Here is a 22,204-nt window from a genome sequence, read left to right as displayed (position 1 = left end):
AGGCTGGACGGCATGGGCCGACGCAGGCAATACGATGCTGACCATGGCCGACACCTCACCGACGAACCATCGTGATCATCCTGCCGCGGCTCCCCGGGACGAGCAGGTCCAGGATGCGGCGCATGTCGACATCGCCGTCCCCGTGCGCTGGACGGACCTGGACGCCTACGGGCACGTGAACAACGCCGCCATGGTGCGGCTGCTGGAGGAGGCCCGCATCGGGGCCTTCTGGCCGGCGCCCGAGGAGCAGATCGCGCTCGGCGCCCCGGCGCCGGCTGCCGCGCTGCCCGGCGGCGGGGTCGGCTCGTCGATCAGCACCGTGATCGCCTCGCAGCGGATCGAGTACGTGCGATCGATGGGCCACCGGCGCGACGGGGCCGTGGTGCGCCTGTGGATCTCCCGCCTCGGCGGGGCGAGCCTGAGCGTGGACTACCTCGTGCTCACGCGCGATGATCCCGAGGGCGCTGCGCCCTACGCCCGCGCCCGCACGGTGGTGGTGATGGTCGATGCCGAGGCCGGCACCCCGGTACGGCTGGACCCCGAGACCCGCGCGCAGCTCGAGCGGTTCCAGGGCGAGGGGCTCACCTTCCGCGACTGACGGGCTCGCCCCGGTGGATCCGCATGCCGGGTCCATCTGCAGGCCCGCCCGGTCGGCATGCCCGGGCGCCGGATCCCCTCAGGTCAGGTGATCCGGGATGGTCCGCCCCGCCGCGGGGGCCTCGCCGCCGTCGACGGTGTTCACCATCGAGTGCGCCGCGCGGTCCATGTAATCCCACAGGGTGTCGGCGTGCAGAGGCGGCAGGTCGAGGGAGTCGATCGCGTCGCGCATGTGCCGCAGCCAGGCGTCCCGGGCCGACGGCGAGACCGGGAACGGGGCGTGGCGCATGCGCAGCCGCGGGTGGCCGCGCTGCTCGCCATAGGTCTTGGGCCCGCCCCAGTACTGCTCGAGGAACGTGCGGAAGCGGTCCTTCGCCCCGGTGAGGTCCTCCTCCGGGTACATCGGGCGCAGCAGGGGATCCTCGGCGACGCCCTCGTAGAAGCGGTCGATGAGCGCCTCGAACGTGGGGTGGCCGCCGACGGCCTCGTAGAAGCTGATCTGAGCGGGCGGGGTCGTCATGGGAGCTCCTGGGGGTGGGAACAGATCACGGCTGGGCAGATCACGGCTGGGCGATGTCGGCGAAGCGGGGCTGGGCGAAAGAGACGTCGGCCGCGGCGAAGGCGGCCCGGATGCGGCCGCGCAGCTCGCGCTCCACGCCCCACTGCTCGCCGGGCGAGGTCTGGATGATCACGCGGCGCTGGTAGCGATTGCCGTCCACGTCGAGCATGCCGCTGATGTTCGCGCCGGACTGGACCAGGTGCGACCAGTCCTTGTCCTGCTTCAGCTCGTCCGTGACGGAGGTGAGCACCTCGGTGACGATGTCGTCGTCGGCGTCCGCATCGATGTCCAGCACCACCACGGCGTTGGAGTAGCCGCGCGAGTAGTTGCCGACCCGGATGATCTCGCCGTTGCGCACGGTCCACAGCACGCCGTCGATCCCGCGCACCTGGGTCACGCGCAGGTTGATCCCCACCACGGTGCCCTCGGCGTACTCGAGGTCCACGTAGTCGCCCACGGCGACGATGTCCTCGAACAGCATGACGATGCCGGCGACGACATCCTTGATGATCGTCTGGGCGCCGATACCGGCGGCCAGGCCGATCACCCCGAGCGAGGCGATGACCGGGGCGATGTTCACCCCGATCTTGTCCAGGATCATGACCAGTGCCACAGCCCAGATCATGAGGTGCGCGACATTGCGGGCCACGCTGGAGAGGGTCTCGGCCCGCTGTTCGCGTCGTGCCTGCGCGGCCTTCTGGGCGCGCGCGTCGCGCTTGACGACCGAGCCGGCCACGCTCGAGAGCTTCGTGCCGGAATCGGCCATGGTGCGGAAGAAGCGTCGCAGCAGCCAGCTGGCGACCATGGTCGCGAGGGTCGCGACGACGAGGATCACCACGATCAGCAGGCCGCTGCTGGTCACCCACCGCACGAGCTGATCCATCACGGACAGCGCCTCGTCGGTGCCGGGGCTGGAGAGCAGGGTTCCGATGTCGAAGGGTTCATCAGGCATGGTCCTGACCATAACGCCCACCCGTGCGCAGAGTCTGGAGAGCAGGGGCGAGCAGGAGCCCCACGAGATACAGACCACCGAGCACGATGGTCACCACGCCCACGGGCAGCGCGGTGGGCAGCACGTGCTGGGTGACGAGGTCGGCGCCGCTGAGCAGCACCGCCCCCATCGCAGCGCTCGCCGCGAGAGGGATACCGGTGCCGCGCACCAGGCGCTTGGCGAGCTGCGGGGCGGACAGCGCCACGAAGGCGATCGGCCCGGACAGGGCGGTGACCGCGGCCACCAGCACCACCGCGAGCAGCAGGATCCGGCGCCGGGTGCGCTCCACGGCGACCCCGTGCACGGAGGCGACGTCGTCGCCCAGCTCGAGCTGGCGCAGGAGGGGGACGCAGAGGACCAGCAGGGGCACGACGACGATCAGCAGGATCAGCACGGGGATCAGCCCGGCCCAGTCGATGAGGGACAGCGTGCCCGCGCCCCACATGCTCGCGGCCATGGCGACCTCGTCCTGAGCCTGCAGCAGGATCCACACGTTGACCGCGTTGAGCATGGCGGACATCGCGATGCCGACCACGATCAGCCGGAATCCCTGCACGCCGTCGCGGCGCGCCAGCAGGTACACGATCACGGCGGAGCCGATCCCGCCGACGAGGGCGCCGACGGTCGTGGCCGCACCGCCGAGCAGGCCGGCCGCCGCAGGGGGTGCGACGAGGGTCAGCAGCAGCACGCCGGTGTAGGCGCCGGTGGAGAAGCCCAGCACGTCGGGGGAGCCCAGCGGGTTGCGGGTGAGGGTCTGGAAGATCGCCCCGGACAGGGCCAGCGCAGCCCCGAACACCACGGCGACGAGGGCCCGGGGCAGCCGCCACTGCAGCACGATCGTGCTCGCGAAGCCGCCGCGGCCGGTGAGGGCCTCGAGCAGCTCGGGCAGGGTCAGCGGGAAATCGCCGCGGGACAGGGCGATCAGGGACAGGGCCAGGGTGATCAGCACCAGCACCGCGCAGACGACGGCGGCGCGGGTGCGGCGCGCGGTGATCGCCGTCCTCGCGATCCCCGCGGTCCTCGCGGCGCTCACAGCCCGCTCGCCCGTCGCCGTCGGACCAGCACGATCAGCACCGGGGCGCCGAGCAGGGCGCTGACGATGCCCACGGGCACCTCGCCCGGCCACATCACCACGCGGGCGATGACGTCGGCGAGCACCATGATCACCGCGGACAGCAGTGCGGCCAGGGGCAGCAGCCGGGTCTGGTCGGGGCCCACGATCCAGCGCGCCACGTGCGGGGCCATCAGGCCCAGGAACACGATCGGCCCGGCCAGGGCGGTCGCCGACCCGGCCAGGAGCGTGATCGCGAGGACCAGCAGGAAGCGGGTGCGTCGTACGTCCGCCCCGAGCGAGGCGGCCATGTCCTCGCCGAGCAGGAGCGCGTTCATCGGCCCGGCGAGCGCGAGGGCGAGCACGAGACCGGCCAGCACCACCGGCAGCGCAGGCAGTGCCGTCTCCCAGCCGCGCTGCGCGAGGTTCCCGCTCTCCCAGCTCAGCAGGATCGAGTACTCCTGCGGGTTCGATAGCCGGAAGGCGGAGGTGATGCCGGCGAGCACCGCCCCGATCGCCACCCCGGCGAGGGTGAGCCGTTCGGGGGTGATCACCCCGGCGCCCAGGGTGCCGATCAGGAACACGGCGAGGGTCGCCACGAAGGCGCCCACCAGGGACGCGGCGACGAAGACGACGGGGGAGGAGACACCCAGGAGCACGATCACGAGCACGATCGCGAAGGCCGCACCGGCGTTCACGCCGAGGATCCCCGGCTCGGCCAGCGGGTTGCGGGTCAGCACCTGCATCAGCGCGCCGGCCACCCCGAGGGCGGCGCCCGCGCTCAGGGCGATCACCGTGCGGGGCAGGCGGAGGTCGACCACGGCCGAATAGTCCTGGGCGACGACGCCGAGCGCCTGCGCGCGCTCCGGCGAGGACTGCCCGGACCCCAGATGTGTGAGCGAGTCGACGAGGATCCGGCTCACCGTCGCCGGGGGCACCAGGCGCGAGCCGACGTAGAGGCTCGCCGCGCAGAGCAGGACCAGCGCGACCAGCGCGAGGCCTGTCGCGACCAGGCGCCGCGGGCGCGGTCCGGCGCTCCCGAGGCGGGCGCGGCGCGGGGCCGTGAGGGGTGAGCGTCCGGTCACAATCTGCTTCCCGAGGGGCTGCGGGGCCTGTTGGCCCCCTGAAGGGTAAGGGTAACCTCGCCTACGGTTCACCCGGGACCATCCCACACCTCACGGAGCACCCACCATGATCTCTCGCCGTTCCTTCGCCGCTGTCCTCGCTGCCGGTTCCGGCCTGGTGCTCGCCGCGTGCAGCGATTCCACGGCGGAGACCTCCGCCGACGGCCCGACCCGCGCAGGATCCGAGGGCGGGGCGTTCCCGGCGACGATCGATACGGCCTTCGGCGAGATCACCGTCGAGGCCACTCCCCAGCGCATCGTCGCGCTGGGATGGGGCGACGCGGAGACCGCGCTGTCCCTGGGCGTCCAGCCCGTCGGCGCGTCCGACTGGCTGGCGTTCGGCGGAGAGGGCGTCGGGCCCTGGGCCGCGGGCCTGTATGACACGGCGCCGACGCTCATCGAGACGCTCGAGCCCTCCTACGAGGCGATCGCAGCTCTGGAGCCGGACCTCATCCTCGACGTGAAGAGCTCGGGGGACCAGGACCGCTACGACCGGCTCTCCCAGATCGCCCCCACCGTGGGAGTCCCCTCCGGCGGGGAGAACTACCTCACGACCCCCGAGCAGCAGCTGACGATGATCGCGACGGCGCTCGGGGTCCCGGACGCGGTCGACGCCCTCCAGCGCGAGATCGACACCCTCTTCGTGGAGGCCGCCGCGCATCATGAGCAGTGGAAGGGCCTGAGCGTCGCCGCCGCAACCCGTACCTCCGAGGGCTGGGGCGCCTATGTCGAGGGCACCGAGCGGGTGGAGTTCCTCGAGCGCCTCGGGTTCGTGCTGTCGCCGACGATCGCGGAGCTCCCGGCTGCGGCGTCCGGCTTCAGCGTCGACATCTCCGCCGAGCAGCTCGACCTCCTCGACGCCGATCTCATCGTCGCGTTCCCGATCTACATCGAGACCACCGAGATCACCGAGGACCCGCAGTGGAAGGAGATCCCGGCGGTCGCCGACGGCCGCGCCGTCGTCATCGACGGCGATCTCTCCTCGGCCTATTCGCTGGGTTCCGTGCTCTCCACCAAGTACGCGGTCGAGAAGATGATCCCGCTCCTCGAGAAGGCGCTCGACGCCTGAGCACAGACGGCTGACAGGCGCAGACGGCCGACGGGCGCCGTGCACCAGACCGGTGCGCGGCGCCCGTCGGCGTCCAGGTGCTCAGCCGATCCGACAGAGACCCAGCCGATCCGAGAGGGACTCAACGGATCCGAGAGGGACTCAACGGATCCCCGCGGGGATCAGCCGACGTCCGCGGCGCGGACCTTCTCCTGCCGGGCCACGGTGTCGCGGCCCTCGATGATGATGCGTCGCAGTCCGAAGGGGGCCTCCTCCGCGTCGGCGAGCCACGCATCGGCGTCGTCGAGCACTCCCTGCCCCCCGTAGGAGGAGGGGAAGTAGCCCGAGACGAGACGGTTGGCGATCTCGTTGGACCGCTCCGCCCACACCGTGCTGATCGCCGCGAAGTACCGCTGGCGGTACGGCGCGATCAGCGACTCGTCGACCACGCGCCGGAAGCCCAGGATGACGGCGGTGATCGACTCGTTGGCCAGGGTGTCCTTCTCCATGGTGCGCCGCCAGGCCTTCGCCTTGGAGACCTCCGTGGGCAGGGCGGCCTTCGCGGTCAGGGCGCTCTTGCGTCCGGACTGGGTGTCGTCGGAGGCGAGTTGCTCGTCGATGCCGGCGACGTCGATCCCGCCGAGCACGGCGAGGGAGATCACGAGCTTCCAGCGCAGATCGGTGTCGATGCTCCGGCCGGGGAGCGTGATCGATCCGCCCAGGAGACCCTCGAGGGTCCCGCGGTGCTCGTCGGAGCGGGCGAGCCGGGCGAAGGACTCCACGAACTGGAGCTGGGCGTCGGACCCTTCGTCGGCGCCCTGGGCGAGCTCCCACACCGCGCTCGCGGCATCGAGGGTGCGCCCGATGCGCTGATCCGGGGCGGCGTAGGGACCGGCGACGGTCTCGAGCTGCTGCAGCAGGGTGCGCACCACGGAGGAGGAGTCCTCGCCGGTGATGTTGGCGAGCACGAGCTGCTGGTACCGGCGGCTGGGCAGCTCGCCGTCGCGCACCATGTCCCAGGCGGAGGACCACAGCAGGGTGCGGGCCAGCGGATCGTCCAGATCGCGCAGGTGATCCATGGCGACGGCGAGGGAGTCGTCGTCCAGGCGCACCTTGGCGTAGGCGAGGTCGCCGTCGTTGACGAGCCACAGGTCGGCGCGCTTCCCGACGAGGTCGGGCACGTCGGTGAGGTCGCCGTCGACGTCGATCTCCACGGACGACGTGCGGGCGAGGGTGCCGCCCTCGAGGGAGAATCCGCCCACCTGCAGACGGTGGGGGCGCAGAGTCGGGTGCTCCGGGGGAGCGGTCTGCTGGATCGCGAAGCTGGTCACCGTGCCGTCCTCGGCGCGCTCGATCAACGGGCGCAGGGTGTTGACGCCGGCGGTCTGCAGCCACAGCTTCGACCAGGTGCTGAGCTCGCGTCCGCTGGTGGCCTCGAGCTCGACCAGCAGATCCGTGAGCTCCGTGTTGCCCCAGGCGTGCTTGGCGAAGTAGGCGCGCACTCCGGCGAAGAACTCGTCCCGGCCCACGTAGGCGACCAGCTGGCGCAGCACCGAGGCGCCCTTGGCGTAGGTTATGCCGTCGAAGTTGGTCTCGACCGCTTCGAAGTCGACCATGTCGGCGACGATCGGGTGGGTCGAGGGAAGCTGGTCCTGCTGGTAGGCCCAGCCCTTCTCGGAGAGGGCGAAGGTGGTCCAGGAGTCCGTCCAGCGGGTGACCTCGGCGCTCGCGAGCGTGGAGGCGTACTCGGCGAAGGACTCGTTCAGCCACAGGTCGTCCCACCAGCGCATGGTCACGAGGTCCCCGAACCACATATGGGCGAGCTCGTGGAGGATCGTGAGGTCGCGGCGCTCGCGCACCGCGTCGGAGACCTCGGAGCGGAACACGTAGGACTCCACGTACGTGATCGCGCCGGGGTTCTCCATCGCGCCCATGTTGTATTCGGGGACGAAGACCTGGTCGTACTTGCGGAACGGGAAGTCCTGGTCGAAGGCCTCCTCGTAGAAGTCGATACCGGCCTTGGTCACGTCGATGACGTTCTGCGCGTCGACGTGCTCGGCGAGGGAGGCGCGGGCGAACACGCCCATCGGCACGGTGCGACCGTCGCGGGTGGTGATCTCGCCGGTGCCGCCCTGGTAGTTGCCGGCGATCAGTGCGACGAGGTAGGTGGAGATCCGCTCGGTGGGATCGAAGGACCAGGTGGCGGTCTCAGCAGCCGTGCCGTTCTCGGCGGCGGACGGGTTCGGGGTCGGGGCGTTGGAGATGACTCGCCAGTGCTCGGGGGCGGTGACCGTGAGCTGGAAGGTGCCCTTGAGGTCGGGCTGCTCGAAGCAGGCGAACATGCGGCGGGCGTCGGAGACCTCGAACTGGGAGTAGAGGTACACCTCGTCGTCGACCGGGTCCACGAAGCGGTGCAGACCCTCGCCGGTGTTCATGTAGTTCCCCTCGGCGAGGATCCGCAGCACGTTCTCGCCCTCGGCGAGGGCGGGCAGTCGCACCCTGGCGCCGTCGAAGCGGGAGGCGGGATCGGCCAGCAGCTCGCCGTTGAGCTCGATCTCCTGCACCGCCTTCGCGATCAGGTCCACGAACGTCTCCTGCGCCGTGGTGGACGAGAAACGGATGGTGGTCTCGGTCAGGAACGTCTCCGGGCCCGTGGTCAGGTCCAGCCGGATGTCGTAGGAGTCGGTGCTGAGGAACGAAGCGCGGCTGCGCGCTTCGTCGCGCGTGAGGTTCTCGGATGCCATGGCGTCCATCCTGCCACCGTCACCGGGATGATCCTGGCCGAACGGGCAACGGGAACGTCTCGACACGCACCCCCCCGGGTAAGGTCCGACCATGCCGACCCAGGATGACGATGAAGCTTCCCCGCGCCCGCTCGGGCCTCGAGTCATCCTCGCAGGGGCGTTCTGGAGCCTGCGGCAGGCCGTGCGGACCACTCCCCGGTGGGTAGCCCTGGCGGCTCTCGCCTCGCTCCTTCTGGCGCTGATCCCGGCGGCGCAGGTGAGCGTGGTCGCCTGGGTCGTGGAGTCCGCGACGGGGTCGACCTGGACGGATGCGCTCGTGCCGGTGCTCGTGCTGACAGCCCTGGTCGGTCTGAGCCAGGTGGTCTCGAGCGCGGAGAACCTGACCGGCCAGCGCGCGAGCCTGCGACTGCGCTCGGACCTCGTACGACGCACCGCGGCGACCGCAGCGGTGCTCACCCCGCGGCGGATCGCCGACTCCCGCGTCCACGCCCTCGTGGAAGGCGGGAGGAACAGCACCTTCGAGCTCGCCCGCGGCCCGATCTCCGTGATCAGCGCGCTGTCCGCGATCGTCGCAGCTATCGCTCTGGGTGCAGCGCTCCTGCCGTTCTCCGCGCTCGCGGCGGGACTCGTGGTCCTCGCCCTCGTCCCCAGTCTGATCACGTTCTCGTGGGCGGCGCGGATGCAGGACGAGCAGTTCGAGGAGGAGACCCGCCACGCCTTCCGTGCCCGCTACCTGCTCGACCAGCTCATCGACCGTCGTACGGCGAGCGAGCTCGCGACGCTCGGCACCGGCCCCAAGGTGGCGGCGAAAGCGAACGACGCGCACGGCCGCGCGACCGAGATCCTCGACCGCACCTATGCACGGCTCCTGAAGGGCGACCTGCTCGGGGGCGTCGCCACGGCCCTGCTTCTCGGCGGCGCGCTGATCGCCGTGCTGAATGCAGGAGCTGGGTCCGGAGGACTCATAGCGGGCGTGCTCGGTGTGATCGCCGGCCTGCAGGCCACACGCGGGGCGGGGTTCGCGCTCGGCGACGTCATCTCCGTGGCCCCGAAGATCGTCCGCTTCCGTGAGCTGGAGGGGCTTGCAGACACCGCGCCCACGCAGCACGTCGTCCGCGACGTCGGTTCCCTCGAGGCGCACGGACTGTCGATCACCTATCCCGGCGGCGCGAGGCCCGCTGTACAGGACGCGAGCCTCCGCGCCGAGGCGGGGGAGATGATCGCCCTGGTCGGCGTCAACGGCGCGGGCAAGACCACGCTGGTCTCCGCCCTGATGGGCATCGTCGAGCTTGATTCCGGCGGCGTCGGACACGGCGTCGTCGAGATCGACGGAGTCGACGCCGGCGAGCTCTCGGCTGCCGAGCGCCTGGGGCGCTTCGGCCTGGTCACCCAGGAGTTCGGCCGCTACGAGATGACGGTGCGTGACGCGGTCACCCTGGGCACGCCGCGGGACGACGTGGCCGACAAGGAGATCTGGCAGGCCCTGGATGCGGCGCGCGCGGGCGATCTCGTCCGACGGCTCCCGGAGGGCCTGGACACGATGCTCGGCCCGCAGTTCGACGGGGTGGGCCTCTCCGGAGGGCAATGGCAGCGGATCGCCCTGGCTCGGATCCACCTGCGCGGCGCGGGGATCCGTGTGCTCGACGAGCCCACGTCGGCGATCGACGCCGAGGCGGAACAGGAGGTCTTCGCCCAGCTGCGGGAGACGGCAACCGGGCACATCACGATCGTCGTCTCGCACCGGGCGTGGACGCTGCGCGGCATGGACCGCATCCATGTGCTGGAAGAGGGCCGGATCGTGGAGACCGGCACCTACGAGCAGCTCCTCGCACCCGAGACCCGGTTCGCGGAGATCTTCGCCCAGCAGCTGACCTGATCAGCCCAGCCCAGCCCAGTTCAGCCCAGCCCAGCCCAGCCCAGCCCAGCCCGGGTCAACTCGGCCCAGTCCGGCCCGAGCTTCTCACGGGTGATCCCGTCACCGTCGTGTGAGGTCGAGATCCCAGGTGTAGTGCTCGGGAAGGGACGGCACGGGCCACTTCGGATCCGGGAAGAAGTACTCGTATCCGGCGGAGAAGGGGTAGGACCAGGCGGCGATGTGCTGCTCGGCCTCGCGGCCCGCGGCCCGGATGGACTCGATCTCCTCGGGGGAAAAGTACCCGGTGCGCTCGGCGCCCTCCAGCTCGTCCTCGTCCTTGTAGTGCCAGTCGCGGCGCGGCAGCACGACCAGGTCGAGCACGAGGTCCCGGGTGCGCACCCCTTCGTCGGTGCGCTCGTACGGGGTCTCGAGGTTGATGTAGTAGCAGCCCAGCGAGCCGTCGTCCTTGTAGAACAGCCACACGGAGTACGGCTTGTCCGGCAGGGCGATCATGAGGATGCCGTTCCCGGTCCACAGCTGCTTGGACTGCAGCCGGGGCGCGGTGAACATGCCCTCGTCACCGGCGCGGCGCAGCGCTGCACCGGACTCGAGGACGGGCAGCAGCACCTCGGTGCCGGGCGCGATCCAGAGCGCCATCCCGCGGTCGTCGTCCAGCACGACGGTGCCGGGGCGGACGGTGCGGGTGGAGTGCTGAGAGGTGTAGTAGGTCCAGGTCACCTGGTCGCCAGGCGACCAGCGTGGGGAGGAAGACATGGTGGTGATCCCGGCCGGATCGGCCTCCACGGACGCCCCGTACCGACCGGCCATCGGGCCGGGGCTGCTCTGCCCGTGAAGGGGTAGGCGTATGGGGCGACCATACCGCCTGCCCCGGGACCGTGCGGGCGGCGCGCCGGTTCCGGGTGACAGCGCCCGGCCCGGAAGACGACGGCGGGGCCGCCACCGAGGTGACGGCCCCGCGAGCGGGTCAGGCGACGACAGTCAGGCGACGACCGGTCAGGCGGCGGAGGCGCCGCGCAGCTGGGCGGCCAGCGGGCAGTCCATCGGATCGGCGTTGCCGAGGCCCACCCGGTTGAGGTACTTGATGATGATCCCGTAGGACGTGATCAGGTTCGTCTCGGTGTAGATGATCCCGCGCTCGGCGCAGAACTGCTTGACGATCGGCTTCGCCTTGCGGAGGTTCGCCGAGGGCATGCGGGGGAACAGGTGGTGCTCGATCTGCAGGTCCAGCCCGCCCATCGCCCAGTTCATCAGCAGGCCGCCCTTGATGTTGCGGCTGGTGAGGACCTGGCGGCGCAGGAAGTCGACCTCGAGTCCCTTGGGGATCAGCGGCATGCCCTTGTGGTTCGGTGCGAAGGAGGAGCCCATGTAGACCCCGAAGACGGCCATCTGCACACCGAGGAAGGCCAGGCCCATGCCGAGCCCCAGGGTGGAGAGCACGATCGCGGGGAACCCGATGACGCGCACCAGCACGAGCGCCATCTCGACCTTGCGGTGCTTGACCTTCTCGTTCTTGAGCAGGGCCGTGATCCCCTCGTAGTGCAGCACGAAGCCGAACAGGGTGAGGATCGGGAAGAAGGCCCAGCCCTGTCGCTTCGCGAACCAGGCCATGAAGCCGGTGCGCTGGGCCTGCTCCTCGGGCACGAACACCAGCACCCCGCCGGCGATGTCGCCGTCGCGGCCCACGGTGTTGGGGTTCGCATGGTGCTTGTTGTGCTTGCGGGTCCACCAGGCGATGGCCAGTCCCACCACGAGGTTCCCGATGATGCGGGAGAACCAGGCGTTGCGCTTGCCGGAGGAGAAGACCTGCTGGTGCGCGGCGTCATGGCCGATGAACGCGGCCTGCGTGAAGAGGATCCCGAAGAGCGCGGCGACGGCGAGCTGCCACCAGGTGCTGCCCAGTGTCAGCAGCAGCACGAAGGCACCCACGAGGGCAAGGCCCAGGAGCACGGTGCGAAGGATGTAGGAGCGGACGTTTCGACCCATCAGGCCGGCGTCCTTCACCCGCTGCGAGAGCTCGAAGTAGTCCTTGGTCTGGGCTGCGGCCCGAGACCGGACCGGAGGCCGAGTCTGGGCCGGAGGCCGCTGTGCAGTGGTCGTCATGCCGATGACGCTACTGCTGAGGCATACCTCCTTGCGTCCCTCCTCGGAGCGAACCTGCACCCCCTACCGGGGTAGGGGGTGCACGATCGGGATCTGCGCGGAGATCGCATATCCGCCGTCGGGCGTGGGCCCTGCGTGCACGGAGCCCCCGAGGGCGGAGACCCGCTCGTGGATGCCTGCCAGACCCAGCCCGGATCCGGGGATATGGTCCTGCTCGGACTCGGGCGCGACATTGGAGACGTCCACCAGCAGTGCTCTCTGCGGGGCCTCGGAGACAGAGACCGACACCGCGATCGCGGCGCCGTGCGCATGGCGCAACGCGTTGCTCATCGCTTCCTGCACCACCCGGTAGGCGGTCAGGCCGACTGTCGGGGGGACCTCCACCGCGACTAGGTCCGCGCTGATCGAGGCACCCGTGGCGCGGCTCGCCTCGACCAGCTCGGCGACGTCGGCCAGACCGGGCATCGGCATGTCGTCGAGGGCGTCGTCGGTGCGCAGGGTCGCCAGCAGCGAGCGCATCTCCCCGAGCGCCTGCCGGGAGGAGGCGGCGATGTCCTCGAACTCCTGCTCGGTCTGGGCATCGAGACCCGAGAGCCGGAACTTCGCGGTGCCCGCCTGCACGGTGATGACCGACATCGAATGCGCCACCACGTCGTGCAGCTCGCGCGCGATGCGGCTGCGCTCCTCGAGCTCGTAGCGCCGACGCATCTGGTCGGCGCCCCGGGACTGCGCCTCCTCGACCTGCGAGCTGATCAGCAACCACTGGCGCACGGTGATCCCCAGCAGCACCACGCCGCCGCTGATCGCCACCAGCACCACGCCGTTGGTGGTGACGACTCGCAGCGAGTCGTCCGCCCGGATGGCGGGTTCCGAGATCATCAGGGAGATGAGGGTGAGCAGAGCGCCGCCGGACCAGGTCGAGACCGCCCAGAACCAGCGGTGGAAGACCGCCAGCACGGTGAGGGTCAGGCAGTGGGCCAGCAGGGCGGTCACCGGCCACGGCCAGGGGAGGCCCTCCGAGGCCGACGCCGTGACCAGGATCGTCGCGGCCGCTGCGACGATGCTCAGGGAGAGTCCGGCCCACGGCCATCGCACGGCCAGCACTCCGGCGAGGGCGGCGGCGATCGACACCAGCATCGCCACGGCCGGGTGCACGGAGTACAGGCTGGCCGTGACCGGCCAGCTCACCACCACCAGCACGAAGCTGATGAAGGCGACCGTCATCCAGGTCCATGCACCTTCCCGCAGCCCGGCGTCGACGGTGAGCACCTTGGGTGGTGCGGGAGAGCCGCGGCGGCGGGATCCCGGGACCGCCCCGCCGAGCAGCGGCACGGAGACCACGACGTCCAGGAGCGCCAGCGCACGCACCATCGCCGGGAAGGAGAGGGCCAGTGCGAGGCCGAGGACCAGGGCGAGGGACCACTGGCCGGGAACCGGGGTGCCGCCTGGTGGCAGCGCCCGCCCCCACAGCCAGTAGCTGAGGCCGGCCAGGGCGAGCGCCGCCCAGGCGAGCGTGACCCCGACGGTCAGCACGCGCACCGGGAGGGCGATGAGGGCCTCGAAGGCCAGGTCGAGCCAGCGACGCGGATCGGTGACCAGACGCAGCAGTCCGCGGGGACCGCGCCCTCGGGGCCGATAGCTCGGAGGCTTGATCTCGACGCCCCAGCGCCTCAGGCGGGCACGATCGAGCTGCGCGTACACCGAGGCCAGAGCCAGGGTGAGCGGGAACAGCACCACTCCGATCCAGACGATGGCGAGGGCGGCGGAGACCGCGGCCAGGGGCAGCAGCACCGCGATCGCGAGCAGGGTCAGGGCGAGGCCCGGCAGCACGAAGGCGAGGTCGTGGCCCAGGCGGCGCAGGCTGTGTCGATCAGGAACGAGGAACACCCAGGGGTCCTCTCGGGAAGCGGGGATACTGTGGCGCCATGGTTCCCCCTGAGCAGGCTGTCATCCGTGTGCTGATCGTCGACGACCAGTCGATGATCCGTGGCGGCTTCGAGGCGCTGCTGAATGCGCAGGACGGGATCGAGGTGGTGGGCACTGCGGGTGACGGGGCCGGGATCGTCGAGGTGGTGCGCCGTCTGCGCCCCGATGTGGTGCTGATGGATATCCGCATGCCGCACGTCGGGGGCCTGGATGCGACCCGCATGGTGCTCGCGATGCCGGGGACGCCTCCGAAGATCATCATGCTGACCACCTTCGATGCCGATGAGTATGTGTTCGCCGCGCTGCGGGCCGGCGCGAGCGGGTTCCTGCTCAAGGATTCCACACCCGACGAGCTCGTCCAGGCGGTGCGTGTCGTCGCGGGTGGCGATTCGTTGCTCGCGCCCCGCGTCACCCGGGCTCTGATCGCCGATTTCGTGGCGCGTCCCGAGCGCAGCGCGCGGGACGAGGCGAGCCTGGCGGCGCTCACGGAGCGCGAGATCGACGTGCTGCTGCTGGTGGCGCGCGGGCTCGCGAACCGGGAGATCGCCCAGGAGCTGGTGATGGCCGAGCAGACGGTGAAGTCCCATGTCTCCCGCATGCTCTCCAAGCTGATGCTCCGCGATCGCACCCAGCTCGTGGTCGCCGCCTACGAGTCCGGGCTGGTGCGCGCCGGGCGGTGACGCCCTGGGCGCACCAGCAGCGCCCGACGAGCCGGCTCGGTCACTCGAGCGCTCGCCCCAGCAGCTCCTGAAGCTCTGCTCACCTCTGCCTCGGTGCCACTCCCTGTGCCAGGGGTCAGCCCAGGGCCGTCCACACGAGCGCGCCGGCACCGATCAGGCACAGCAGCGAGATCACCAGCAGAAGCACTCCGACCCAGGCACCGCGCCGGGAGCGGGGTGCCTGCGTCGGTGAGGGACGGGGTGAGGGTCGTGCGTCGTCCGGGACCTGGTTCGGGGCGTCGTCCGGGACGTGGTTCGGGACGTGGTTCGGGACGGGCCGCTGGGCGTGGGGATCCTGAGGGGTCGCCTCGTGCACGAACAGCTCCGTGGCGCCCTGGGGACCCGCGGCCGTGCGCTGCGGACCCGCGGCCGTGCGCTGTGGACCAGGGGCAGGGCGACGATCCGGGCTCGGAGCGCTGCGCCCGTCGGCCCCGGCGGAACCCGCGGAGCCGACAGAACCGCCGGCCGGCCCCGATCGGGCCTGGAGCCGCTCATGGAGGCCGGGTGCGAGGCCGGCGAGCGACGCCGGACCGTCCAGCGGCACCTCACGCAGCTCGCCGCCCGCCTCGATCCGGTCGACGACCTCGAAGCGCTCGCCCTCGGCGGTGCGGGACCAGGCGGAGACGGGCTCCGCCAGGAGAGGGATCGTGTCGCGGGCCCGCGCGGCCGACGGGCGCCGGGCCGGATCCGTCGCGAGCATCGCGCGCAGGAGCTCCCCGAGTGGTGCCGCCGCCGGATCGGAGCTGCCTGACAGGGCGTCGGTGACCCTCTGCGGAGCCGTCGACGGCGAGGGGCGCTCCCGCGGAGGCAGCGGGGCCAGGGCTTCGAGCGCGCAGGCCGCCGCCGCCCACACGTCCTGTGCGGCGGAGGTCCCTCCGCCCGCGAGGATCTCCGGGGCCATGAACCCGGGTGTGCCGTGCACGAAGCCGGTCTCGGTCAGGCGCACGTCGCTCACGTGCAGCGCGATGCCGAAGTCCGCGAGCAGCAGGTGCGGAGCACCGTCCCCGGTGGCATCGAGCAGCAGGTTCGCGGGCTTCACGTCGCGGTGCACCCACTGGGAGGTGTGCATCGCGTCGAGGGCGTCCAGCAGCTGCCGCAGCAGCTGAGCCACCAGCGAGGGGGACAGCGCCCCGTGGTCGGCGAGGGCCCCGGCCAAGGTGCCGCCGTGCACGAGGGGCATCACCAGTACGACCGTGTCGTCCTCCGCGACCCAGGTGTACGGGGGCAGGAGGTGCGGGTGGGCGCCCAGGCCCTGGGCGGTGCCGACCGTCTGCTCGCGCACGAAGCGCAGCACCTCGGCGCCGTCGCGCTGGCGCATGACCTTGGCCGCGCAGATCGCGCCGTACCGCCGATCGATCGCACGCCAGAGCGACCCGGAGGCGCCTCGGGCGAGGGGATCGAGCAGCTCGATGCGGCCGGCGATGACATCGGACATGATGGTGGTCATGCTAGGGCACCGCACCCGGAGGTGACGGCAGCGTTCGAGATGGCAAATAGGATGTCGCCCGCAGGTCCTGACCGTCCTGACCGTCCTGACCGTCCTGACCGCCCTGATCGCCTTGACCTGCCGGGCCGCCCTGACCTGCCGGGCCGCCCCGAACCCGATGCCCCGACCGACCCCGAGGAGCGCGTATGACCCGCCGAGCAGACCACCGTGGGCCGCTGTCCGCTCTGCTCGCGGCGTCCCTCGTGCTGGTCGGCGGTTCCCTGCTCGTCGGCGGTCCCGTCCTGGTCGCTGCGCCGACTGCGGCACTCGCGGACCCGACCCCCGACGCCGAGCTGCCCGCCTACGCCTATGCGGCCGACGGGGAGCAGGTCGAGGGCGGAGGATCCCTCGCCCAGGCGGTGGCCGTCGCGCCCGGGATCCACCTCGACAGCTTCGCGCAGGGCGCGCAGGAGGAGTTCGGGGACGGCACCACGAAGTACTACCGGGTCACGGTCGAGGACGGGCAGCGGGTGCGCACCGCCGCGACGATCGCCGCGCCGCCCTACCCCGACGGCCTGCCCGAGGGCTACGAGGGCCTGGACCTGCGGATCTCCTACCTGACAGCCGGGGGCGACAGCTGCGACGACGGCGGCGCGTCCAGCTCCGGCGCGACGATGACCGGCGACGGCCCGATCACCACGAGCGCGATCTCCGGCGCGGTGGGCCCGGACGGGTGCACGGGCACCGAGCTGTTCGTCCAGGTCACCCGCACCGGGCTGCGCGCGGCCGACGAGCCCCTGCCGGTGGAGATCCAGGTCGCGATCCAGCCTTCGGGCATCGGCGGCGGGTCACCGTCGGTGGACGAGGAGATCGAGGACGACGGCGCCTCACCGGTCGCCCCGACCACGGACGAGCCCATCGAGCTGGGCCGCTCCTTCGCGTCGGCGACCCCGCTCGAGCCCGGCTCGTACGTCGTCGAGCTGGTGCCGGGGGAGAGCGGACTGGTCCGGATCCCGGTGCAGGAGGGGCAGCGTCTGCGGTGGCGCACCGAGATCACCTCCCAGCCCGAGGGTGCGGGGGAGCTCTCCCTCCTCGCCTTCAACGCCGCGCGGGAGACCGTGACGGTCGGCGGCGGCTCCTGGCAGCTGTCCGACTACGATTCGATCGTCGGCGGCGGTATGTCCGCCCCGGTGGATCGCGGCAACCGCAGCTCGGAACTGTCCGGGGTGCAGTCCGCCTGGCTGCCCGGGACGCACACGATCCAGCTCCACCGCCTGCAGCGGGCGGCCGGCGCCGACCCCGCCGGTGACGAGCCGGTCACCCTCATCCTCACCCTCGAGGTCGAGGGGGACGTCGCAGCGGATGCCGCCGACGGCACCGTGCTCGAGCTCGGGGACACCACCTCGGGCTCCTCCCCGGGCGGGTTCCTCGGTCTCGACGGCGCTCTGGGGCGCGTCGCCCTGTTCGTCGCAGCCGGTCTGCTCACGCTGATGGCGGCGGTGACCGGGGTGGCCGGGGTGCTGGTGCTGCGCCTGCGGCGCCGCTGACAGCCAACTCAGCCGCCTCAGCCGCCTCAGCCGCCTCAGCCGCCTCAGCCGCCTCAGCCGGCCCAGGCCTCCCACAGCCGGGCGTAGACCCCGCCGCGCCCGACGAGCTCGTCATGGGAGCCCTGCTCCACGACGCTGCCGTCGGCCATCACCAGGATGCGGTCGGCGACCATCGCCTGGGACAGACGGTGGGCGACGATGATCGTGGTGCGACCCCTCGCCACCTCGAGGGCGGCGCGCTCGAGCACTCGGGCTCCGGAGGAGCCCTCGTCGGCCGTGGCCTCGTCGAGCACCAGCACCGCCGGGTCCTGGAGGGAGATGCGGGCCAGGGCCAGCTGCTGGGACTGCTCGGCCGTGAGCCGCTCGCCCTTCTCGCCGACCTCGGTGTCCAGACCGCGCGGGAGACGATCGGCCCAGACCGTGGCGTCCACCCGCTCCAGCGCCGCCCACAGCTCCTCGTCGGTCGCCGTCGGGCTCGCCAGGCGGAGATCCTCGCGCAGGGTCCCCCGGAACACGTGGACGTCCTGGCTGACGATCGAGGAATGGGCGCGGCCCGCTTCGATGTCGGCCCGGGTGAGGTCCGCGCCGCCATGCAGCACCCGGCCATGACGGGGCTCGAGGGTTCCGGCGATGATCGCCGCGAGCGTCGACTTGCCGGCGCCGGAGGCACCCACCAGGGACACCACCTCGCCGGGGGCGATGTCGAGGTCGATCGGCCGCAGCACGATCCGCTCCTCGCCGTCCTGGTCGGTGCCGTACGCGTGGGAGACGTCCTCGAGGCGGATCGACGCGTCCAGGGGCTTCTCGTCACCGGGGGAGGAGGCCAGGTCGATCGACTCGATGACTCCCACCATCCGGGTCAGGCTCGCCGCCGCGGACTGCACGTCGTCCAGGGAGAAGATGAGGTTCATCATCGGCCAGAGCAGGCTGATCAGGTACAGCGCGGCTGCGGTGACCAGGCCGATCGGTGCGCCGCCCACGTGGACCATGACGTAGCCCAGCACGAGCACCAGGGCGATCGAGAGGTTCTCCGGCCACACCACGATCTTCACCAGGCGGGTCACGAGGGTCATGACGCGCATGCCGAGCACGGCGGCCGTCTCCGAGAGGACGGCGACGTGACGGGTCTCGCGACGTTCGATGCCGTAGGCGTGGACGGTGGGGATGCCGTGGATGGCCGAGAGCAGGCCCTGGGCGCGGGCGCCCATCGCGACGCGCTCGCGCCGGTAGATGGGAGCGGTCTTGCGCAGATACCACAGGGCGCTGATCAGGTACATCGGCACCACGAGCACCACGAGGAGCAGCAGCCAGGGGGAGAGGGCCACCATGCCGACCAGGGTCACGGTGACGTAGAAGCCCATCTGGATCAGGTTCGGGACCACGTTGTTGACCGCGCGGGCGGTGACGTCGACGTCGTCGGCGACCCGGGAGAGGGCGTCGCCGATCCCGGTGACCTCCATGCTCTGGGCAGGGAGGTCGAGGGCGCGGTCGATGACGTCCTCGCGCATCCCGGCGAGCACCCGCTGTCCGAGACCGCTGACCAGCGCCCATCCGAGCGCGGAGAAGGCGGCCTGCAGCACCCCGGCGAGCATGATCAGGGCGCCCTGACGCCAGATCGCGTCGGAGCCGGCCCCGTTCTGGACCAGGTCGACGGTGGTGCCGATCAGGCGCGGCATCCACGCCGCGGCGACCGCGCCGGCGGTCACGACCAGCAGGGTCAGCGTCGTCATCAGCCAGAAGCGGCGCAGCCTGCCGGCGAGATGGCGGACCGAGACGCCGACGGTGGCGATGGGAAGGATCTGGGCGTGCTCGTCGAGCTGGCGACGCGCGGTGGCGTCGCTCTCCAGCAGCTCCTCGGGGTCGGCGTCCCAGTCGACGATGCTGAGGTCGGCGGTCATCGCTGCACCATCTTCCGGTAGTCGTCGTGGTCCATGAGGTCGTCGTGGGTGCCGTGCCCGGCGAGGCCGCCGGCGCTGACGAAGGAGACGCGATCGGCCGCGCGCAGCAGGGCGGGCGATCTCGTCACCAGCAGCGTCGCGCGGTCGGGGGCGCGACGCGCGGCCACCAGGGCCTCGGCGATCGCCTGCTCGGTGACGGCGTCGACCGCGGTGGTCGGGTCGTGCAGCACGAGCACGGGCGCATCGGCGGCGACCGCTCGGGCCAGGGCGATGCGCTGACGCTGCCCGCCGGAGAGGTTCGCGCCGCGGTCCAGGATGCGGGTGTCATAGCCCTCGGGCAGGATCCGCAGCAGGTCGTCGGCGCCGGCCGCGTGCAGGGCGGCATCGGCCCAGGCATCGGGATCGGAGCCGTCCGTGGGCGGGGCGAGCACCGATTCGGGGGCACGGGTGGCGAGCTGCTCGCGCAGCGTGCCGTCGAACAGGTCCACGACGTGGGGCTCGACGAGCAGGTCCGCCCGGGTGGTGAAGCGGTTCCCCGGGGTGACCTCGTCGCCGCCCAGGAGCACGACAGGCTGCTCGGTGCGGCCGGCGATCGCCTCGATCAGCGCATCGGCGTCCCGGGCATCAGCGCAGGCGATGGCGACGACCTCTCCATCGGGCACGGTGAGGTCCAGGCCCCGCAGGGATCCGCTGTCGGGGCCGCGCAGCTGCAGGCCACCGGTTCCCGGACGGCGCTCGCCGGGGCTCCGCTCCCCGCGCTCGTCACGCGCGAGCGCCAGGCGCTCCACGGCGAGCTCGGGGTCGTCGATCTCCCGGCCCAGATCGGCCAGCAGGTCCCGGACGCGCCGCGCGGAGGTGGACATGCTCGCCCACCACACGGGCAGCCCCGAGAGGCCCTGCAGCATGCCCATGTTCGAGCGGGCCACGCCCACCACGGCGATGAGGGTGCCGATGGTCATGTCCCCGGCGACGGTCCGCTGGGACGCGATGATCACGACGGCCGCCATCATGGCCGCGGTGACCAGGGTGGTCAGACCGCTCGAGACTCCGGAGAAGCGGGCGTTGACCAGCGCGGCGTCGAGCGCCGTGCGGGAGCGACGGCGGTACTGGGCGCGCGCCCTGCTCTGCACCCCGAGGCCCTGGAGCACGCGCAGGCCATGGACCAGGTCCGTCGCGGTCGCGGCGGCGTCGGCCGACTTCGACTGCTGGGCGTCGTAGCGCGCGGACAGCACCGGGCTGATCACCCGCACCACGACGACCATGACGATGATGCCCACGAGCGTCGCGAAGCCCAGCCACAGGTCGAGGATCGCGAGCCAGACGCCCGCGGCCACGACCACGGCCGAGGCGGGGAAGGCCCAGGGCAGCATGTCCATGATGTCCGAGGCCTTGTCGGCGTCCGAGGTGGCGATGGAGAGCACCTCGCCGGCGGGCCGCTCGACCTGGCGGGAGCGCGGGTCCAGCACCGCCGCGGTCACGGCGACGCGCAACCGGTGACGCTCGAACATCCGGGCGCGCTGGCTGGCCTCGAACATGACCGTCCAGGCCCAGGTGCTCAGCAGGCGCAGCACGAAGATGCCGATCGCGCCGCCCACGGTGATCCGCAGGCTGCCCTGCACGATCCCCGCGTCGATGATCAGGCCCATGAGGACGGGGACCAGCATGTCCACGCCCTCGACGACGAAGGAGAGCGCCATGATCCAGGGGATCGAGCGGCGGTGGTTGCGGACGATCGAGCGCATCACCCCGCGCGTGGGAGCGGGGGCGGAAGGGGTGGGGGACGACGCGAGGAGCACCTGATGATCCAACAGCCACGGAGCAGAAGGCGCAACAGCATTTCCCCGGGGGCGGTGAGAGAATGGTCCTGTCATTGCCCTGAGGGAAGGAATCCTGCCGTGAGTGCACGTCCTGTCGAGCTCTTCGTCGATCCTGTCTGCCCCTTCGCCTGGATGACCAGCCGGTGGCTGCTCCACGCCGCGAAGGTGCGCGATATCGCTCCGACCTACTCGGTCATGTCGCTCTCCGTGCTCAACGAGGGCCGCGATCTGGATGCGGACTACCGCCGGATGCTCGACGACTCCTGGGGCCCGGCACGGCTCGCGATCCAGATCGTGAGCACGCAGGGCTCCGAGGCCTTCGCGCGCTGGTACACCGCCTGGGGTGAGCGGTATCACGTCGGCGGTCAGCAGGACGACCGTCGTGCGGTCGCCGTCGCCGCCCTCGAGGCCGCCGAGCTGCCCGCCGAGCTCATCGACGTCTACGAGCCGGTCGCCGGCGACGCGACCGACGTCGCCCTGCGCGCCTCGCACGACAGCGCGATCTCCCGGGTCGGCGACGAGGTCGGCACCCCGGTCATCTCCTTCGGCGGCGACGGCACCGCTCAGTCCGGCACAGCTTATTTCGGCCCCGTCGTGTCCCCGTCGCCCAAGGGCGAGGACGCCGGCCGCCTCTTCGACGCTCTGGAGACGCTGTCCACCCTCGACGGCTTCTATGAGCTCAAGCGCTCCCGCACCGGCGGCATCGACTTCAGCTGACCGCTGACCGCTGACCGCTGACCGCTGACCGCGACGCCCGTCGTCGCCGCTCCTGAGAACAGTC

The 22,204-nt window shown here is 71.5% G+C and carries 17 protein-coding genes; 6 read left to right on the top strand and 11 right to left on the bottom strand.

The features are described 5' to 3' along the window. Positions 1–43 precede the first annotated feature (43 nt). Entirely contained in the window at positions 44–598 is a 555-nt protein-coding gene (locus tag ACT3T5_RS11210; protein ID WP_444578739.1) for an acyl-CoA thioesterase, read from the top strand. A 78-nt stretch (positions 599–676) separates the two neighbouring features. Here ACT3T5_RS11210 and ACT3T5_RS11205 read toward each other — a convergent pair whose 3' ends face one another. From ACT3T5_RS11205 to ACT3T5_RS11190, 4 genes are read right to left on the bottom strand one after another with little or no spacing between them, the layout of a single operon-like run. Next, positions 677–1,117, bottom strand: coding sequence for a globin (locus ACT3T5_RS11205; protein WP_444594367.1), 441 nt, complete (start codon positions 1,115–1,117; stop codon positions 677–679). Between the two features lie 40 nt (positions 1,118–1,157). Further along, positions 1,158–2,108 carry a mechanosensitive ion channel family protein gene (locus ACT3T5_RS11200; protein ID WP_444594366.1) on the bottom strand — a complete coding sequence of 317 codons (951 nt, stop codon included), beginning with the start codon at positions 2,106–2,108 and terminating at the stop codon, positions 1,158–1,160. After that, positions 2,101–3,180, bottom strand: a complete 1,080-nt coding sequence (locus ACT3T5_RS11195) for a FecCD family ABC transporter permease (protein ID WP_444594365.1) — start codon at positions 3,178–3,180, stop codon at positions 2,101–2,103. The genes ACT3T5_RS11200 and ACT3T5_RS11195 overlap by 8 nt, the downstream gene beginning before the upstream one ends. Beyond that, on the bottom strand, positions 3,177–4,283 hold the full coding sequence (locus ACT3T5_RS11190; protein ID WP_444578743.1) for a FecCD family ABC transporter permease: 1,107 nt from the start codon (positions 4,281–4,283) through the stop codon (positions 3,177–3,179). Before ACT3T5_RS11190 ends, ACT3T5_RS11195 begins: the two co-directional genes overlap by 4 nt. A 106-nt stretch (positions 4,284–4,389) precedes the next feature. Between ACT3T5_RS11190 and ACT3T5_RS11185 the strand changes: the two genes are divergently transcribed. Beyond that, positions 4,390–5,391 carry an iron-siderophore ABC transporter substrate-binding protein gene (locus ACT3T5_RS11185; RefSeq protein WP_444594364.1) on the top strand — a complete coding sequence of 334 codons (1,002 nt, stop codon included), beginning with the start codon at positions 4,390–4,392 and terminating at the stop codon, positions 5,389–5,391. Positions 5,392–5,552: 161 nt separating this feature from the next. Here ACT3T5_RS11185 and pepN read toward each other — a convergent pair whose 3' ends face one another. Then, positions 5,553–8,114, bottom strand: coding sequence for an aminopeptidase N (pepN, locus tag ACT3T5_RS11180; protein ID WP_444594363.1), 2,562 nt, complete (start codon positions 8,112–8,114; stop codon positions 5,553–5,555). A 91-nt stretch (positions 8,115–8,205) separates the two neighbouring features. Here pepN and ACT3T5_RS11175 point away from each other — a divergent pair, with 91 nt between their 5' ends. After that, on the top strand, positions 8,206–9,990 hold the full coding sequence (locus tag ACT3T5_RS11175; protein WP_444594362.1) for an ATP-binding cassette domain-containing protein: 1,785 nt from the start codon (positions 8,206–8,208) through the stop codon (positions 9,988–9,990). Positions 9,991–10,089: 99 nt separating this feature from the next. On the opposite strand, the gene ACT3T5_RS11170 is transcribed toward ACT3T5_RS11175, so the two are convergent. From ACT3T5_RS11170 to ACT3T5_RS11160, 3 genes are all read right to left on the bottom strand, one after another. Then, on the bottom strand, positions 10,090–10,743 hold the full coding sequence (locus ACT3T5_RS11170; RefSeq protein WP_444578747.1) for a DUF402 domain-containing protein: 654 nt from the start codon (positions 10,741–10,743) through the stop codon (positions 10,090–10,092). Between the two features lie 240 nt (positions 10,744–10,983). Beyond that, complete coding sequence (locus tag ACT3T5_RS11165) at positions 10,984–12,090, bottom strand: fatty acid desaturase family protein (RefSeq protein WP_444594361.1); 1,107 nt, start codon at positions 12,088–12,090, stop codon at positions 10,984–10,986. 63 nt (positions 12,091–12,153) lie between these two features. Further along, a complete protein-coding gene (locus tag ACT3T5_RS11160) occupies positions 12,154–13,977 on the bottom strand; it encodes a sensor histidine kinase (RefSeq protein ID WP_444594360.1) in 1,824 nt (607 codons plus the stop codon). Positions 13,978–14,015: 38 nt separating this feature from the next. Between ACT3T5_RS11160 and ACT3T5_RS11155 the strand changes: the two genes are divergently transcribed. Beyond that, positions 14,016–14,696 carry a response regulator gene (locus tag ACT3T5_RS11155; RefSeq protein WP_444578750.1) on the top strand — a complete coding sequence of 227 codons (681 nt, stop codon included), beginning with the start codon at positions 14,016–14,018 and terminating at the stop codon, positions 14,694–14,696. A 115-nt stretch (positions 14,697–14,811) separates the two neighbouring features. On the opposite strand, the gene ACT3T5_RS11150 is transcribed toward ACT3T5_RS11155, so the two are convergent. After that, complete coding sequence (locus tag ACT3T5_RS11150) at positions 14,812–16,182, bottom strand: protein kinase domain-containing protein (protein ID WP_444594359.1); 1,371 nt, start codon at positions 16,180–16,182, stop codon at positions 14,812–14,814. Between the two features lie 185 nt (positions 16,183–16,367). Here ACT3T5_RS11150 and ACT3T5_RS11145 point away from each other — a divergent pair, with 185 nt between their 5' ends. After that, positions 16,368–17,708, top strand: coding sequence for a hypothetical protein (locus ACT3T5_RS11145; protein ID WP_444594358.1), 1,341 nt, complete (start codon positions 16,368–16,370; stop codon positions 17,706–17,708). A 53-nt stretch (positions 17,709–17,761) separates the two neighbouring features. Here ACT3T5_RS11145 and ACT3T5_RS11140 read toward each other — a convergent pair whose 3' ends face one another. Both ACT3T5_RS11140 and ACT3T5_RS11135 read right to left on the bottom strand, forming a co-directional pair. After that, a complete protein-coding gene (locus tag ACT3T5_RS11140; RefSeq protein WP_444578753.1) occupies positions 17,762–19,606 on the bottom strand; it encodes an ABC transporter ATP-binding protein in 1,845 nt (614 codons plus the stop codon). Next, positions 19,603–21,348 (bottom strand): ABC transporter transmembrane domain-containing protein, encoded by a 1,746-nt coding sequence (locus ACT3T5_RS11135; RefSeq protein WP_444578754.1) that lies wholly within the window; start codon positions 21,346–21,348, stop codon positions 19,603–19,605. Before ACT3T5_RS11135 ends, ACT3T5_RS11140 begins: the two co-directional genes overlap by 4 nt. Before the next feature lie 153 nt (positions 21,349–21,501). Here ACT3T5_RS11135 and ACT3T5_RS11130 point away from each other — a divergent pair, with 153 nt between their 5' ends. Beyond that, the gene (locus tag ACT3T5_RS11130; RefSeq protein ID WP_444594357.1) at positions 21,502–22,140 is read left to right on the top strand and encodes a mycothiol-dependent nitroreductase Rv2466c family protein; all 639 of its coding nucleotides are present in this window, start codon (positions 21,502–21,504) and stop codon (positions 22,138–22,140) included. The last annotated feature ends 64 nt before the right edge of the window (positions 22,141–22,204 follow it).

Source organism: Brachybacterium sp. AOP3-A1-3, from assembly GCF_052378285.1.
Classification (GTDB): Bacteria; Actinomycetota; Actinomycetes; order Actinomycetales; family Dermabacteraceae; genus Brachybacterium.
The sequence above is the reverse complement of the archived record's forward strand: the minus strand, read 5'-3'. Positions and strand labels throughout refer to the sequence as shown.